This is a genomic window from Hazenella coriacea (assembly GCF_004341825.1).
Classification (GTDB): domain Bacteria; phylum Bacillota; class Bacilli; order Thermoactinomycetales; family Thermoactinomycetaceae; genus Hazenella; species Hazenella coriacea.
On the sequence record NZ_SMAG01000004.1, the window covers coordinates 101148 to 117994 of the forward strand.

The window sequence follows — 16847 nt, forward strand, 5'->3', positions numbered from 1 at the left end:
TGAAAACACACGAGCCTCCCATCAAAGGGAACTCGTGTGTTTGACTAGCTATTATTAATGACAAGTTTTTAAGCTACTCCAGAATCCCCTATTCATTACGAAGACCCATAAAAACCCCTCCACACTAAGGAGGGATTTTTATGGGTTCGTCTCGTCTATTTAGACAAGAACTGCTGAGGATTTATCTTTTGACCATTGGCAATCACTTCGAAGTGAAGGTGAGATCCAGTAGATTTACCTGCACTCCCCATGCCTGCAATATGTTCACCTCGTTTGACCTTCTGCCCTGGACGAACATAGATCTGATCCGAGTACATATGTGCATATAAGGTTTGGATTCCACCACCATGATCAACGACGATCCAGTTACCATATCCACGAGCAGGTCCAGCTTTGACTACTACACCATCAGCCACTGAGTAGATTGGAGTTCCTACTGGGGCAGCCAAGTCAATACCACCATGAAAAGCTCCTGGTCTTCCTGTGACAGGGTCAACTCGAGCACCAAAGGAAGAAGTGAAACGAGCCCCTTTGACTGGAGGGCCAAACATTCCTCCAGAAGTAATCAAATCACCCATTTTACCTGTGGGAGTGCCACTCATCATACTCATCAATCCATAGCCACCGGGATTAGCTACACCATCATCAACCCAAGTTCCATTCCCATACCCATAGCTATAATGCTTATTCTCCCCAAGTTTAGGAGCTTCAGCATCTGTGCTGTAGTAAATCGGACTCGATTTGGCAAAGATGATTGGAATATAAGTCCCACCACTTGCCTTTACCGTCCCACCACTTGTGGTGATGCGAAAATTCTCTAACTTAAATTGTTCATGTTTACCAAAAGACTTAAGTGCTTGATCTTTTGAATCGCCACCACCTGCAGACGCCACCCTCACAGCATCACGTACAGCAGCATGAGTTGCTAACACTGCTTGCCCTGCCAAAATGACCTGCCAAACGATAAAACATAAGATCATAAATGCGGGCACGAGAGTTACAAACTCCATTGTGGATGCCCCTTTTCGGCAGTTACGCACTCTCGGAGCCCACTTTCTTAAGATTCTCTTCATATCTAATCCTCCATGATACAAATTAAAAGAACTTGTTACATAACTTTCATCATCCTCTTGATTGGATTTCTGATTTATGCAACAACCTCCAAGAGTTTTAAAATTAACTTGGTAGAATCACTTCATTGGATAAGAAAGAGGTGTTGTCCTGCTAATAATCGTAGATTGGCACTTTTGCGGAGGTTTTATAACGAATGGGCTTTGCAACATCAAACAGGATTTTAATTTCTACATCAGCTGTTGCTACCACTTGACCTTCTCCAGATTTCTTCTGAACTCTATATGACACTAGCTTATAATAGTTGTTATAAATCCCAAACGCACGTCTACCTCTGCTTTCTTCAGCTGCATACTTACCAGAAGCTTCAGCTAACCTTGCTCCTTCTTTAACTAGGGACTGGGCTTCCATCACTGCGATGCCAGTAATCACAAATTGCCAAATCACCATACACATAAACAATACACAAGGTATTAACACGATAAATTCCATCGTGGGTGACCCTTTGCGCCTTCTGCGGATCTGTTGTCCCCATCGAACCAAGTATCCTTCCAATTGCACCCCTCCAAGATGAAACCCATCTCATTCTACTAGAAGTTATTGAAGTGGCTTTTTTATTTTTCTATTAACATTCACCCCTCATCGTGATAAATCATCGAACTTCCCAGAGATTTTATGCGAAGTGATACATCATCTGGATCAAAATGACTGATTTAACACACTTCTATTGTTCAGCCATTTCAAATATCTACGTACAGGTCCAGACCCTTTTCCTTTTACATAAACATCCTTAAAGCGGTCTTGAAAAATGAGTGGGTGGTACTTGACCTGTGCTTCCACTTGGACTCGATGATCTTTTACAATGGTAAGTTTACCTTTTGTAGATGCATGATTGCGCGCTAGATAATCTTTTGCTGTACTGATGAGTGTTCCTTGATTAGTTGTAATGACTTGTGCTACCAGGGCTTGCCGCTGTTGTGGTGTGCCCAAGACTTGATACCAAGGATCTACATAACAATTACATGCAGCATTCCGCGCTTCAGCTATTTGAATCTGTCGCTGAATTTCAGCTTCTACCAGAGCATCTAACTTCTTAGTCACAGCGAGACTTGCGCCATCTGCGGCCACTTGTGCTTGAGAATGCCCTACCCATGCAGTGACCATTGATCCTATACATAAGAACATAAACATAAAGATAGGCAAACCGGCAATCCACATGGACGTTACATTCCCACGTCTGCTCTTCAACTTTTGAATCGCCCTAAGCATACATGTGCCCCCTGCTATCAAATTACGATGAACTATCGTTTGACAAATCTCCATCAAAAAACCTTTTTTAATAGAGCTTCTCTACTAAACCCATTATTAAATAATTCGGATTTTACGATGGATTATATGTCTTAGGAACCTTATTTTAATTTTAACTGATTTTTCTTTTCTTACCAAGAGGATCTAATAAATTTACTAAATCGACAGATTTATTAATAGTCTTCTTATCATCAGCGCAAAAAATATGCCTCTCTAAATACTATATTTTACATTATTAAAGACCATTTGTAAATAAAATTCGGAATTATTCCATGCCTTTGTGAAACAAAAAATCCCCTGTAAGATGTCTTACAGAGAAATGTAATTTAAACCAGCATATTCTAACTTCCTTTCAAATCGTCACCCTTTGAGCGACCCATTTCAAAATTCAACACAATGCTCTCAAGGGTGACGACTGATTGAACCTTCAACCTTAAAGTTTGCTAGCTCCCTCTTCTTCTTTTTTCTCTATTCTCTCTTTTTCAGCATCTCGTTCTTTACCCAATAAGTTACTGACTCGATTGAATTCATCCCAATTACCTGAGGTAATACAGAGATGTCGATCCCACACTAAACTGGTTATCCCACTTTTATCCTTAATAATTCCACTTCCTGCTAAATAATCAATCGCTTTTTTAATACGCTTTTCTTCCCGCTTCTCCAATCGATAAACCTCATCCTTAGCTTTGCCTAGCTCTTTATACTTTTCACTCCAAATCTCGCTCACTTTATTTCGACTAGCCGCTCCCCAATATCTCCATTCTCTTTCTATACGATTCTTTTCATTTTCCAAGTAGTTATCTAGATCTTCCTGCGATTGAACTGATTTAAATTGACCATTAGCTGCATTGGCTACTTCTTTTAACTGTTTTTGACCTGCATCATCCACATCAAAGCCGATAATATTCACTACAGGTTTACCACCTGCTTGTGACAAAGACTTAGCCGCCGCAACTGGGTCACCCCCACAGGTTTCAATCCCATCACTAACCACATAGATAATATTCTTTACATTTTCTCCATGATGCTTTTGCATATCTTCCTTAGCTGCTTGAATAGCGGAAGCAAGCGGCGTCCAGCCCATCGGCTTAAAGCGATTGAGGGCGCTATTAAAATTAGATTCATGATATGGACTCATCGGATAAACCACTTCATTACTTTGGCAAGAGACATTTTTATCTGAATCACTGCCACTTCCTTTATGTCCATATACTCTTAAAGAGACATTTGCACTTTTAGGTATACTCTTAGAAAAGTTTTGAATCGCTTGCTTAGCTAGATCCATCTTTTGCCCACCAGATACTTTCCCTGCCATACTGCCACTCGCATCTAAAATAATTTGAACATTAAATTTTTCAAGATTAGGGATCCTTACTTTTCCATCTGGAGTCGTTTCATTGACATGAATACTCGGATCAATGGTTTGCATCGTCGCATAAGGAGGTTGATAGTTTTCTGCAAATAAATAAACAAGGCGATCAAAATACTCTTCATCACTTAGATTTTTGGGGAAAGTATCTAGTTCCTTTTTAACAGCTGCTTCATTATATTTTCCCCCTGAGAATTTACCAGGATTCTGATTCATAATTGGCTTGAACTCATTGACAGCTTTTGGAATCACTTCTGGTTTCGGTTCACTATTCTCAGCATTGTTTTCTTCTGACGAAAAAAGACCATTACAAGCAACTAGACTCGTACACAGTAACAAAACTATGACCATTTTAAGATATCTGTTTTTCATATGAATCACCTATCATCAATATTAGATACTAAATTGAACAATTATCCATCGAAAATCTGATCAATATGTATTCTCATCAATAAGTAAGTAAAAGTAGAAAGTATTACTACCACACAATAAATCCATGACAAATAAAAAATCCTCATCTGATTCTACCTTCATAGGGAAAACATGGTATAAATAATAAGATATCATAGATTTCTGTGAAGATAAATTACATTAGCCAATATTTATTGAATTTTATATTTAGATAAACAAAAAGGCTAGCCTCCCTAATCAGATCAGAGGACAAGCCAGAATCGAGCAGTCTAAATCATCTTTGATTCACTAACTACAACCCTTTCTTTCCCTCTTCTTCTTGCTCTTTAATTCTTTCCTCCTCTAACCTTCTGGCTTTCTCTAACGCTTGTCTCACTCTTCGATCCTCTTCAATAATCCCTTTATTAATAACGTGATTCCTATTATATGCCATTAGAGACAATTGACTTTCATCCTGAATCTTACCTGTCGTTTGTAAGTAATTGATTGCTTTTTTTATTCGTTCTTCTTCTACTTTCGATAATTTAAAAACAGATTGAAGGACATTGTCTGATACTTTATATTTCTCACTCCAAATCTTCAATACATCCATTCCACTAGTAGCACTCCAAAATTCCCAGTCCATTCTCAAACGTTTTTTCTGTGTCTCTAAATAGTTTTCCAGGTCCTTTTGCGTATAAACAGACTTAAATTCACCTTCTGCCACTTCAGCAACCTCTTTTAATTGCTTTTGTCCCTGATCATCGACATCAAACCCAATAATGTTGACAACTGGTTTCACTCCTATTTGTGTTAAAGACTTTGCCGCTTCTACAGGATTGCCTCCACAAGTTTCGACTCCATCACTCACTACATAGACGATATTTTTGATGTTATCTCCATATCCCTGTTCCATATCCTGTTTAGCTGCTTGGATCGCTGAAGCAAGCGGCGTCCAACCTGTCGGTTTAAACTGATCAAGAGCTCGGTCAAAATTTGCTTCATGATATGGACTCATGGGATAAACTACTTCGTTACTTTGACAAGAAACTGCTTTATCCTTGCCACTGTTACTTCCTTTATGTCCATAAACTCTTAAAGAGACATTTGCTTCTTCTGGAAGACCTGCCGCAAAACTATTAATTGCCTTTTTGGCCAAGTCCATTTTTTGTCCACCCGATACTTTTCCAGCCATACTCCCACTCGCATCTAAGAGAATTTGTACATTCACTTTTTCCACTTGTGGCATATTTCCACCATCAGGTGTTTTATTGTTCACACGAATCGTAGGGTCAATCGCTTGAATCGTTGCATACTGATCTTGATAATTCTCCGCAAACAAATAAACTAGGCGATCAAAATAGTCTTCCTTACTTAAATTCACTGGAAATTGGTCTAGCTCTATCTCCACTGCTTCCTCATCGTACTGATCACCTGAGAATTTCCCAGGATTTTGAGTCATAATCGTTTTAAAGTCGTTGACCGCTTTAGGAATGACATATTTTTTCGAGGTGCCGTCCTTGGAAGCTTGGTCAGCTTCACCACCAGATGAAGAAAATAAGCTATTACAAGCAACTAGACTAATACATAGAAAAAAAATCATAGTCAGTTGGAGATATTTACTTTTCATATGAATCACCTGTTGAGTATGTATTTTTGTAAAAATGGGCATATAGGTTTCAAAAAAGGTCGAAACAGAATATTATGTTAATATATAACACTATTTAAAATAAATAGTCAATTCAACGAATTATACAAAGGAGGGATATAAAAATCTATAGTATATTAGTATCAATAAACTAAAGAGAAACAAAGGTTTAATATAAAAAAATACAGGATAGTTTATATTTGAATAACAATCAACCTTTAAGTTAGGCAAGCCCATTCTTATTAACAATCTATAAACTTTTCTTTCCTTCTTCCTCCATTTTCTCAATTTTTTCATCTTGCAATTTCTTTTCATCATCTAGTGCACCTTTAACTCTTTTAAATTCTTTCCATGTGCTCATTGTAATAAAAGTTCCTCTTTTTCTAGCCAGTTCATTTAAAGGTAATCGTTCATTTTCATTAACTTTCCCACTTTGAACTAAGTATTCTATTGCTTTCTTGATGCGTTCTTCTTCTGTAACCTTTAAATCATCAATCGCCAATCTTGATTCATCTAATACACTATATTTTTCACTCCATATCTTTAAAGCTTCCACTTTACTGGAATAACGCCAAAGCCTCCACTCTGTTTTCAAACGTTTCTTTTGAGATTCTAAATAACTTTCAAGGTCTTTCTGTGAGTAGACATACTTAAACTCTCCATTTGCAGCCTGAGCTACTTCCTTCAGTTGCTTTTGTCCCTTGTCATCCACATCAAACCCAATAATATTTACGATTGGCTTAACTCCTACCTGAGTTAATGACTTGGCTGCTTCTACAGGATTGCCTCCACAAGTTTCAACTCCGTCACTTACTACATAGACAATATTTTGGACGTTTTCTCCATTTTCATTTTCCATATCTTTTTTAGCAGCTTGAATAGCAGCAGCTAAGGGAGTCCAGCCTGTCGGTTTAAATTGATTGAGTGCACCGTTAAAATTGGCATTGTTGTAGGGACTCATCGGATAAACCACTTCATTACTTTGACAAGAAACAGCTTTATCCTTACCACTGTTGCTACCTTTATGCCCATACACTCTTAAGGATACGTTCGCCTCTTCTGGAAGACCTGCTGCAAAGCTATTGATCGCTTTTTTAGCTAAATCCATTTTTTGTCCACCAGAAACTTTTCCAGCCATACTTCCACTTGCATCTAACAGAATCTGAACATTAATCTTTCCAACTTGAGGTATTTTTCCTTCTGGTGTTGCCTGATTGACACGGATTGTAGGGTCAATCGCTTGAATGGTTGCATAGTGGGGTTGATAATCCTCTCCCAAGAGATATACAAGATTGTCTAAGTATTCCTCATTACTCAAGTTATTTGGTAAGTTATCTAGTTCCTTGTTAACTGCTTCTTCGTTATACTGGTCACCCGAAAATTTTCCAGGATTTTGAGTCATAATCGTTTTAAAATCATTGACCGCTTTAGGAATGACATTTTTTTTCGAGGTGCCATCCTTGGAAGTTTGGTCAGCTTCATCACCAGATGAAGAAAATAAGCTATTACAACCAACTAGGCTAACACATAGAAAAAAAGTCATAGTCAGTTGGAGATATTTACTTTTCATATGAATCACCTGTTGAGTATGTATTTTTGTAAAAAATGGGTATATAGGTTTCAAAAAAGACCGAAACAGAATATTATGTTAATACATAACAATTTATCTACATCATCTACCTTATCAGGAAAAACACGGTATATGATTAATAAGATACCATAGATTTCATTTAAATTATATAGCATTTTTCATCTAACATTAAATATTTTTCAAATAAATTATCAACTCAACAGAATATAAAAAGGAGGACATTAAGGATTCATTTCATATAAGTATTAATAAATAAAAAATAAACAAAGTTTTAATATAAAAATATAGGATAGTATTTATATTTGAATAATAAAAAGGCTTAACCTTTAAGTTAGGCAAGCCTACTTCATTAACAATCTATAAACTTTTCTTTCCTTCTTCTTCTTGTTTGTCAATTCTTTCTTGTTCATTCTTTTTAGCTTGATTAAGTACATCAGTAACCCTCATAAATTCTTCCCATGTACTTGTTATAATAAAAGTTCCCCTTTTTCTAGTCATTTCAGATAAAGGAATTTGATCATTTATTTTTCCACTTTGAGTCAAATATTCTACTGCTTTGTTGATTCGACCTATTTCTTTTTCTTTTAATTTATCAATTGCTAATCGAGATTCATTTAATAATTGATATTTTTTACTCCAAATCTCGTGAGCTTCCATTCTACTAGAGGAACCCCAAATTTTCCATTCCGTTTCCAAACGTTTTTTTTGAGACTCTAAATAGTTCTCAAGATCTTTCTGTGAGTATACTGACTTAAACTCCCCATTTGCAGCCTGAGCTACTTCCTTCAGTTGCTTTTGTCCCTTGTCATCCACATCAAACCCAATAATATTTACGATTGGCTTAACTCCTACCTGAGTTAATGACTTGGCTGCTTCTACAGGATTGCCTCCACAAGTTTCAACTCCGTCACTTACTACATAGACAATATTTTGGACGTTTTCTCCATTTTCATTTTCCATATCTTTTTTAGCAGCTTGAATAGCAGAAGCTAAGGGAGTCCAGCCTGTCGGTTTAAATTGATTGAGTGCACTGTTAAAATTGGCATTGTTGTAGGGACTCATCGGATAAACCACTTCATTACTTTGACAAGAAACAGCTTTATCCTTACCACTGTTGCTACCTTTATGCCCATACACTCTTAAGGATACGTTCGCCTCTTCTGGAAGACCTGCTGCAAAGCTATTGATCGCTTTTTTAGCTAAATCCATTTTTTGTCCACCAGAAACTTTTCCAGCCATACTTCCACTTGCATCTAACAGAATCTGAACATTAATCTTTTCAACTTGAGGTATTTTTCCTTCTGGTGTTGCCTGATTGACACGGATTGTAGGGTCAATCGCTTGAATGGTTGCATAGTGGGGTTGATAATCCTCTCCCAAGAGATATACAAGATTGTCTAAGTATTCCTCATTACTCAAGTTATTTGGTAAGTTATCTAGTTCCTTGTTAACTGCTTCTTCGTTATACTGGTCACCCGAAAATTTTCCAGGATTTTGAGTCATAATCGTTTTAAAATCGTTGACCGCTTTAGGAATAACTGGACCAGTAGCTTTAGGTTCTTGGATCTCTTCACCAATAGCTTCCTTACTCTCCGACTCAGAGTTATTACAAGCAGATGTAACTATTAAACAACATAATAAAACAGTTGTTAATACAATATTTCTTTTGTTAACTTGCATAAATATCACCCTCCATTAAATAGAAAGATGGTCGTCTATAAAGACGACCAATTAAATTGAAAATAAATTATTAGATTATTTTGGAACTGTTGCACTTCCATCAAGAGCTTTAGTGATTTTCTCTGTAATTATTGATGTAACGCCTCCATCTTTAATGAATGTAAAGACGAGTCCTGCAAAGATAACACCAACAGCGATGATAATTACATACTCCATAGTTGGAGAGCCTTTTTTACTAAGGAATGGTTTATTAAGAGCATTCCACAATTTAGCGCCCATTTTAATACCCATATATAATTCCTCCTTAAATATAATTAGACAGCTTCAGCCTTCTTAATATATTCAACATTCATAAGATTTCTCCTCCTTATCACCCCCTTAAATTTAATTTTTTTTAAAATCCACCAAACATATTGTTTTTGACGAAGAAACTATAGATAATCCCACTAATCAACAGGATCATGATTGAAGGTGCAATAATTAGTGTGCTGACAATTGAAATCTTTGGAGCAGCTTTTCCAGCTGCCTCTTTGGCTTGTTCAGCGCGCATTCGACGCATTTCTTCTGCCTGCATGGCAAAGGTCTGAGCAATCGCTGTTCCCAAATTATGAGCTTGGATCAATGACTGGATTAATGCTTCCAACTCTGAAGAAGTGGTTCGACTCATCAAAGACCGATAGGCGGTTTCTCTCTGTACGCCAAATTTCACCTCTTGGAGAAATCTCGCAAACTCCTCGGCAAGTGGACCATCTGAAGTTTCTACATAATAGGAGAGTGCTTCATCTAGCCCCATCCCCGCTTGTAAAGTAATACTCATCATATCGAGATAATCAGGAAGCTCATATCTAATCTCTGCCTGTCTACTTTTTGCTCTTTGTTTAATAAAGAGGATAGGGATCATATAACCACCAAAAACTAATAACAAGAAAATGATCGGTGCTAATGGAAGACCCAATACAAAGTAGATAAAACCCAAGATCAGACCTGCTATTGAACCAAGAATTTTAGCTCCCTGTAAACGATTTACCGTCAATCCATAAGGATGCCCGGCTTTAACTAGATGGTCTTCTAACTCTTCTGGAATACTCAAAAGTTGGACTTTCTTACCAATCGGTGCTAAATCATCGAACCACTGATGAAGAAGAACCGTTTTACTTCGTTTTTGCTTTAACACTTTCCAAGGTGGGATGATATCATCTAAGATGGAAACCATCTGCTGTTGCTCGATTCGATACGAATAGTATGAAAATCCAGCTAGTAGAAGGAAAATCCACACCCCTATAACAACTGCTATAATCATGGTATCAACCAACCTCTATACTCGAATGTCGGCAATTCTCTTAATAATAAAGAATGCTAACAATTGCAATCCTATAAAAACAATTAACACGATGATCCCCCAAAAAGTCGTGAATAAATCAAAAAAGCCATCGATCATCTGACTCATCACAAAAACAACAAATACGGAGATAACTGGCATAAGATAAGCAGAATATCTTGATTGTGCAATCGAAGCATCGATCGTCTTATGGATAATTTTCCGCTCTTCCATCGTACGAGCCATTTCACTTAATACTTTTGATACATCGCCACCTGCACGTCGTTGAATGACTAGGGCGTTGACAAACACTTTTAAGTCCTTACTACTTACTCGATTTAGAAGTTCCCGCAAAGAAACTTCTAAATCTCGCCCCAATTGCAACTCTTGAACAACACTTCCTAACTCATCTTTGATTGGGGACTCCATCTCTTTCACTACAAGTCCCAATCCTTGAGGAATTGAGAGTCCTGCCCTTGCAGCACTACTTAATAATCGACATGCTTCAGAAAGTTGGTCATCTAACTTTTGAATATAAACAAGCCGACGTGAAGCTAAAAAAGCTTTAGATACAATATAGACCCCGCCAACTCCAATAATGATACTAAGCCACAACGGCGCTTTCATCCCCATGTACATGAAAATCGTAATTAATACAACAGAGAGGAACATTACAGCCCCATACTCGGATGGCTTTAAACTTACACTCGCTCTTTTTAACTGCGGGGCTAATGCTTTTGCCCAACTAGCTCGATCCAACTTCTCAACTAAAGAATCTGACCATCCAATCTCAGTTTTCGTACCAATATAGGATTCTAGCTGTTCATGATTTTCTGTTCGAAGCCGTCTGAATTGGAGCCAATAAAAAATGGCTCCCATCAGACTCATTACAGCACTGGCACCTAACAATGCGATCCACATCAGTGATCCCCTCCTGGATGTACCGGACGGAAAATAGCTGGATCGACGGGAGCCCCATATGCCTTCAGACGTTTGAGGCATTCAGGGATCTCACCCGTTGCGGTGTGATAACCTTCCACCGTTCCTTCAGCAGTCAGATTGGTTTGTTCAAAGCGGAAGATATCTTTCAGGTGAACAGAGCCATCTTCTTTTATTTGCAGTTCGGAGATCGCTAACATCTTCCTCTGACCATCTGGTAAACGACCAATTTGTACAATAAGGTCAACAGCTCCAACAATGTAGGAACGAATGATCTCAGTGGGAAGGTCCATCCCAGACATCATGACCATCCCTTCCAAGCGGTTCATCGCATCGTTAGGAGAGTTAGCGTGAACGGTAGTTAGCGATCCTTCGTGACCTGTGTTCATCGCTTGTAGCATATCGAAGGCTTCAGCACCCCGAACCTCTCCAACGATGATCCGGTCAGGACGCATCCGCAAAGCGTTCCGAACCAGTTGACGAATGCTGATTTCCCCTTTTCCCTCTACGTTAGCTGGACGTGCTTCCATCCCTGCTACGTGACCATGAGGAATCCGAAGTTCAGCCATATCTTCAATAGTGATAATCCGTTCATTTTCTGGGATGTAGCAGGCGAGAGCATTTAAAAGGGTCGTTTTCCCGCTACCTGTTCCTCCTGAGATGATGATATTTAGTTTCGCTTTAATTAAGCTAGTCAAAAACTCTCCCATCTCAGGGGTGAAACTACCAAATTCTAAGAGGTCATGCAAACGAATCGGGTCTTTTCGGAATTTACGAATCGAGACCAGTGCACCTTTTAAACTAATCGGGGGAATAACTGCATTCACCCGGCTCCCATCTGGTAAACGGGCATCTACCATCGGAGAGCTTACGTCGATCCGACGTCCGATCGGGGCAACGATTCGATCAATGACGTGACGAAGAGCTTCATCATCACGAAATTGAATTTCGGTTTTGTGTAACTTCCCTAGCTTTTCGTAAAATACTTCATTAGGGCCATTGACCATAATCTCAGTAATATCATCATCTTCGAGTAATGACTCTAAAGGCCCATAGCCGACCGATTCATTAATAATTCGGGAAATTAGACGATTACGGTCATGCCCAGTTATAACTACATGCTCATCAGCAAGGTATTTACCGATTAATCGGTCTAACGTAACTCTTAATTCATTCGACGGCATCTGAGTAAGCTTTTCCAGATCCGTCTCTTGGAGCAATCTAGTTTTAAAATGTTGAGCTAATTCATTGACGCGATCTTCATTAATACGATTCGACTTTTTTTGTGTTTCAGTTGGTTCACTTGCTTTTCGAGGCAACCGTCTTTTTTGAAAGTTGCGTTGCGAAAAAGTAGCCATGGCACACTCCTTCTATTCTTACCAACATACATTATTGCTTGTGTTTAACGTTTGCTTCTCGCTAATGTTGTTTTTGTTACTGCCCGTTCTTACCTTTTTTCGATTTATCTTCTTGCTCTTTAGCCTTCGGATCTGCTTGTTCTTCTGGCTTTGCTTTAGGATCAGCTTTCGGGTCAGGCTGTTCATTAGCTAAGTTTGGAGCTTTTAGAATCCGAATCGCATAAGAAAAGTTTTGTTCATGAACAAAGGCTCTTGCTTGATCCAGAGTCATTTCTAAACCTAGGGCTTTACCATCTTTCGTAACCCCAATGACAGGGATACTTTTCATGAAAATTAACGTTTCACTTTTCTTATCGCGTTCATTTTTGGAGATAATAATATCTACTCGATCGTTAAAGTTAAAGGAACCATCAAATTGAATATTTTCTGTCTGTGAAATCATAACCATTCGTTTATTTTCTTCAGTTAGATGGTTCTGCATTTTTAGGACATTCGAAGTTAATACTTCATCTTTTCCGATGGGAACCACTGAGATCAACTCAGCAATGTTATGTGTACTATTCTCTACTAAAATCTGTTCTAAGCTTGTCACCATCGAAGGTTGGACATACTGCTCAGGAATTTCAATGGGTCTAAAATCTTCCGCTTTCAAAGGATCTCTAGATCGAATATCTTTATCTGCGACATAAACGGTCACGAAGCCACCTAAGGCAGTTTGCACCTTGCCTACTTCGTTTAAAAACATTACTCCAGAGACTCCGGCCAATACCAGCGCCAATACTAAGAATACAATTGCTCTACGTTTTGCACCTTGCATGAATGTATCACACCTGCTTACCAGTAGAATGTTTTTTTCCGCTTATTGAAGCAGAAAGGGGTAAATATAAGCTATTAAAGTTGCCAATAAAATAAATGGGGCAAATGGAAATTCAGTTTTTCGATTGGTAGACTTCCAGTAAATGATTTTTAATCCAATTACATAAATAGCAGCTAGAACATGAGATAGCAGAAAGATGATAAAAAAAGGCTCCCATCCTAACGCCAAACCCATCATTCCAAAAAGCTTCACATCTCCGCCCCCGATGGACCTTTCATCCGTGACAACTGCAATAAGGTAAAGCACGATAAAAACCCCAAAACCCGTTAGCACATACTCCCACCACGGCTTCGGATGAGAGAATATACGGATCACTCCTGTAACAGCAATTCCAATGAGGATAAAGCGGTTATAAATCAGTCGATGTCGGAGATCAGTAATCGTAGCAGCTACTAATATTCCGAGTAAAGTGAGATAAATCAAATGTTCAGCCAACAGACTTACTTCCTTTAATTCTTAGTTTCTATGCCTACAATTGCTGATTGTCTACTTGGATTAGCCAATAATCTTTTGGCTAACTTTTGTACATCCTTAGCAAAAGCCGTCATGTTGCGCTCATTTCGAGCTGTACGCAATGTGTTTCCGCGATTGATCGCTTGTTCTATTTTCTTTTGATCGTCTTTAAATTGACCTATAATATCATAGGTAAATCGTGTCTTGACTTCCTTCTCATCGATTTCGGAATCTTTGTTCACCCGATTCAGCAAAATTTCCAAACGTCCTGCGGGATCTACACCGATCGTAGAGAAAAGACTTAAAGATCGATTGAGCATCCGCATCGACACTGTATCAGGGTTTAAAACATAGTAGATTCGGTCTGCTTCTTCGAGCGCTGTATATGTCAATGTTGTAATTTCTGTCGGTAGATCTACAAATATGTAGTCGTAGTATAAACGGGCTGCCCGAAGAACTCGCTCAACGTGTTCTTCCATAACCATTTCACTCACATCTACGTCAGCAGGGCTAGCTAACAATTCTACTTGCGAAAATGGCTCTACAACAGTCACACTTCGAAGGTGGTTATCGTTTAATTCGTGTAAAACGGGTGTTAAGTCCGTTAGATTGCGAGTGCTTTCTACTTTCAGATAAGTTTCCATACCACCGTACTGTAGATTCAAGTCAACTAAAAGGACACTTGAGCTTGAGTCTAACTGTAACGTTTGGGCAAGCGTTGAAGCGAGCAAACTTCTACCTGATCCCCCTTTACCACTGTAAAAAGCGATCACTTGTCCACGTCCCCAAGTAAAGCCTTTATTCCCATCATTTTCGGAGTCATCACTCTCTAAAGATTTAACTGCACGGGTGAGAACATCCTCAATCGCAGTGATTTCATCGGGGAAGAATAAAGTATCGAATGCCCCAGCTCTACTTACATCACGAATCCGTGTGGAGTCTCTTGACTCAGTAAAGTAGATGATTTCGACCTTTTCAACTTCATTCTGGATATACGGGATTAATTGCATCCCCGTAGCCTCACCACTTGACTCGTGAACAATCACTAAGTCAGGTTGTAACCGTGAAATTTCTCTACGAACTTCTTGAGGACTAATGTGAATAAACTGGGGAAATAGATGTTTGATTCGTTCTCGTATGTCTGAAGCAAGTGCATGATCATCTGTAACAACTAGCAGTTTTACATCTGGAAACATAGCTAAAAGAAGCCTCCCTACTCCAAATATCCATCTAAAGATATACACATTGATCTAAGTCCATTCTTGTAAAGCTGTGTGGTATTTCGTTTAGGGCGACTTAGTATGAAACTCTACAACGAATGGAATTAAAAATAGAACAAATGAAAAATCTCACTTTATTATGATTATTCCTTTGCTCCTATAACTATATTTCTCATAATTAACTTTAATTCTACAATAAATTACTTAACTACACTAATTTTAGCAAGTTGACACTCAATTGGCAACAGTCTAATTTACATAATTTCACCGCATATAACAAAATCGGGAATCAACTTCCCGATTTTGTCACATATTGGTCTTTACTACCTTTCCAGGGATAATTCCGAAAAAAATTGAAGATAATCACGACACTCAGGATATAGGCAGCAATAGGAATATATAGAAGGTAGATCAAGGATATGAATAAATATGATCCACTTCCAAATCGATCTTGCAAACGCTCAAATAAATAGGCAAAATCGGTTTTGGCAGTTTCACCTTGAATCTCTTTACGATAAATCCGATACTGAGGAGTTAATGCTGAAAGGAAATATAGGAAGGGTAAAGCTAGAAATAATCCGTTTAGCCAACTAGGATTTAACCAAAGAGTAATAATAAGTGCTATGGAACTAACCACAATAGCAGTCCAGCTACCCGCAAATTTCCGGCCCTTTTTCTTCGTAATATCTTCTTTCATCTGACTTAACTCTTCACTTAACTCGGGATCATCGACTGACAACGCTGCAGCTCGATTCAGATATACTTCTGCCATCGTCATATCCACCTGATCCGTTGGATAACGCCCTGCTGACAGATAAGGATGACCTGTTGAAATTACACGCCAACTACTACAAGCAGTAGACAGGTATGCCTTTGCTAATTCTTTTTTATAGTTTTGATTATCAGGTTCTTCATGTAAACACTGTTCCAACATCTTGATGCCATCTCGAATTCGCTTCGTTTTTACATATAATGAACCTAATGTATATTTATAACCAGTGTGAACAGGATCTAGCCCTAAAGCATGTTTATATTGCTCTTCTGCTCGATCTAACTTACCTAGCTTTTCGAATACTTGTCCAAGCACATAAGCAAACTTGGGGTTTTGTGGATCTAGGTCACTAGCTCGCACCATCGGTTGGATTGCTTCCTCTATTTCACCAAAATGAAAGCGTGCTTGTCCTAATAGAGCCCATGCATCTGCACGATTTTTCACTTGATCTGTGAGTTGAAGCGCTAGAAATAAAGCATCTGCAACTTTACCTTGTTCTAAGTGATCTTCTGCCAAACGCAGTTTTTCTTCCCATTCTTCTGTGACAATCCCTGAAGCTTCTTGATTATTTTCATGAATTCTTTCTTTATTGTTGCTCTCAACCATTGCTTGATGTAGGTCCAGATCATACTTTTTCTTTTTATCTTCATCAAGTAAGATCGTTTCCATCTCTTCAAGGATCTGCATCATTCGCTCTGCTTCTTGGCGCCGCTCAATCTGGGGTGCGTTTGTCCGTTGACTCCATAAACGCAGTTGCTGATGAATAAGCTTTTTAATCTCTTCTACAGAAGCTGATGGTGAGAGATCAAAAATCTCATAAAAGTTTTGCATGACTACAACGTTCCTTTATGTC

The 16847-nt window shown here is 38.5% G+C and carries 15 protein-coding genes; all 15 read right to left on the reverse strand.

All coding sequences use genetic code 11. The features are described from left to right. Positions 1–155 precede the first annotated feature (155 nt). The 15 genes from EDD58_RS15035 to EDD58_RS09395 all read right to left on the reverse strand — a co-directional run bounded on the left by EDD58_RS15035 (position 156) and on the right by EDD58_RS09395 (position 16825). A complete protein-coding gene (locus tag EDD58_RS15035; RefSeq protein ID WP_131924768.1) occupies positions 156–1073 on the reverse strand; it encodes a peptidoglycan DD-metalloendopeptidase family protein in 918 nt (305 codons plus the stop codon). Positions 1074–1224: 151 nt separating this feature from the next. After that, the gene (locus EDD58_RS09330; protein ID WP_131924771.1) at positions 1225–1626 is read right to left on the reverse strand and encodes a TadE/TadG family type IV pilus assembly protein; all 402 of its coding nucleotides are present in this window, start codon (positions 1624–1626) and stop codon (positions 1225–1227) included. Between the two features lie 144 nt (positions 1627–1770). Beyond that, entirely contained in the window at positions 1771–2340 is a 570-nt protein-coding gene (locus tag EDD58_RS09335) for a Tad domain-containing protein (protein WP_165875904.1), read from the reverse strand. 472 nt (positions 2341–2812) lie between these two features. Next, positions 2813–4120: a vWA domain-containing protein gene (locus EDD58_RS09340; RefSeq protein ID WP_131924777.1), complete on the reverse strand. Its 1308-nt coding sequence runs from the start codon at positions 4118–4120 to the stop codon at positions 2813–2815. A 331-nt stretch (positions 4121–4451) separates the two neighbouring features. After that, the gene (locus EDD58_RS09345) at positions 4452–5768 is read right to left on the reverse strand and encodes a VWA domain-containing protein (protein WP_165875905.1); all 1317 of its coding nucleotides are present in this window, start codon (positions 5766–5768) and stop codon (positions 4452–4454) included. Between the two features lie 268 nt (positions 5769–6036). After that, positions 6037–7356, reverse strand: a complete 1320-nt coding sequence (locus tag EDD58_RS09350; protein ID WP_131924782.1) for a VWA domain-containing protein — start codon at positions 7354–7356, stop codon at positions 6037–6039. Between the two features lie 378 nt (positions 7357–7734). Continuing rightward, positions 7735–9057: a VWA domain-containing protein gene (locus EDD58_RS09355; protein WP_131924784.1), complete on the reverse strand. Its 1323-nt coding sequence runs from the start codon at positions 9055–9057 to the stop codon at positions 7735–7737. A 75-nt stretch (positions 9058–9132) separates the two neighbouring features. Further along, positions 9133–9348: a hypothetical protein gene (locus EDD58_RS09360; RefSeq protein WP_131924787.1), complete on the reverse strand. Its 216-nt coding sequence runs from the start codon at positions 9346–9348 to the stop codon at positions 9133–9135. A gap of 103 nt (positions 9349–9451) precedes the next feature. After that, positions 9452–10357 carry a type II secretion system F family protein gene (locus tag EDD58_RS09365; protein ID WP_131924790.1) on the reverse strand — a complete coding sequence of 302 codons (906 nt, stop codon included), beginning with the start codon at positions 10355–10357 and terminating at the stop codon, positions 9452–9454. 15 nt (positions 10358–10372) lie between these two features. After that, positions 10373–11296: a type II secretion system F family protein gene (locus tag EDD58_RS09370; RefSeq protein WP_165875906.1), complete on the reverse strand. Its 924-nt coding sequence runs from the start codon at positions 11294–11296 to the stop codon at positions 10373–10375. Next, a complete protein-coding gene (locus EDD58_RS09375) occupies positions 11296–12672 on the reverse strand; it encodes a TadA family conjugal transfer-associated ATPase (protein WP_131924796.1) in 1377 nt (458 codons plus the stop codon). Before EDD58_RS09375 ends, EDD58_RS09370 begins: the two co-directional genes overlap by 1 nt. A gap of 76 nt (positions 12673–12748) precedes the next feature. Next, the gene (locus EDD58_RS09380; RefSeq protein ID WP_131924799.1) at positions 12749–13489 is read right to left on the reverse strand and encodes a CpaB family protein; all 741 of its coding nucleotides are present in this window, start codon (positions 13487–13489) and stop codon (positions 12749–12751) included. A 42-nt stretch (positions 13490–13531) separates the two neighbouring features. Beyond that, positions 13532–13984, reverse strand: a complete 453-nt coding sequence (locus tag EDD58_RS09385) for a prepilin peptidase (protein WP_165875907.1) — start codon at positions 13982–13984, stop codon at positions 13532–13534. 14 nt (positions 13985–13998) lie between these two features. Further along, positions 13999–15198, reverse strand: coding sequence for a CpaE/TadZ family protein (locus EDD58_RS09390; protein WP_131924805.1), 1200 nt, complete (start codon positions 15196–15198; stop codon positions 13999–14001). A gap of 313 nt (positions 15199–15511) precedes the next feature. Beyond that, the gene (locus EDD58_RS09395) at positions 15512–16825 is read right to left on the reverse strand and encodes a J domain-containing protein (protein WP_131924807.1); all 1314 of its coding nucleotides are present in this window, start codon (positions 16823–16825) and stop codon (positions 15512–15514) included. Positions 16826–16847: the final 22 nt, after the last annotated feature.

Excerpts from the sequence above, each read along its gene's own strand:
- EDD58_RS15035 (WP_131924768.1), bottom strand. The coding sequence starts at position 1,073 with ATGAAGAGAATCTTAAGAAAGTGGGCTCCGAGAGTGCGTAACTGCCGA.
- EDD58_RS09335 (WP_165875904.1), bottom strand. The coding sequence starts at position 2,340 with ATGCTTAGGGCGATTCAAAAGTTGAAGAGCAGACGTGGGAATGTAACG.
- EDD58_RS09340 (WP_131924777.1), bottom strand. The coding sequence starts at position 4,120 with ATGAAAAACAGATATCTTAAAATGGTCATAGTTTTGTTACTGTGTACG.
- EDD58_RS09345 (WP_165875905.1), bottom strand. The coding sequence starts at position 5,768 with ATGAAAAGTAAATATCTCCAACTGACTATGATTTTTTTTCTATGTATT.
- EDD58_RS09350 (WP_131924782.1), bottom strand. The coding sequence starts at position 7,356 with ATGAAAAGTAAATATCTCCAACTGACTATGACTTTTTTTCTATGTGTT.
- EDD58_RS09355 (WP_131924784.1), bottom strand. The coding sequence starts at position 9,057 with ATGCAAGTTAACAAAAGAAATATTGTATTAACAACTGTTTTATTATGT.
- EDD58_RS09360 (WP_131924787.1), bottom strand. The coding sequence starts at position 9,348 with ATGGGTATTAAAATGGGCGCTAAATTGTGGAATGCTCTTAATAAACCA.
- EDD58_RS09365 (WP_131924790.1), bottom strand. The coding sequence starts at position 10,357 with ATGATTATAGCAGTTGTTATAGGGGTGTGGATTTTCCTTCTACTAGCT.
- EDD58_RS09370 (WP_165875906.1), bottom strand. The coding sequence starts at position 11,296 with ATGTGGATCGCATTGTTAGGTGCCAGTGCTGTAATGAGTCTGATGGGA.
- EDD58_RS09375 (WP_131924796.1), bottom strand. The coding sequence starts at position 12,672 with ATGGCTACTTTTTCGCAACGCAACTTTCAAAAAAGACGGTTGCCTCGA.
- EDD58_RS09380 (WP_131924799.1), bottom strand. The coding sequence starts at position 13,489 with ATGCAAGGTGCAAAACGTAGAGCAATTGTATTCTTAGTATTGGCGCTG.
- EDD58_RS09390 (WP_131924805.1), bottom strand. The coding sequence starts at position 15,198 with ATGTTTCCAGATGTAAAACTGCTAGTTGTTACAGATGATCATGCACTT.
- EDD58_RS09395 (WP_131924807.1), bottom strand. The coding sequence starts at position 16,825 with ATGCAAAACTTTTATGAGATTTTTGATCTCTCACCATCAGCTTCTGTA.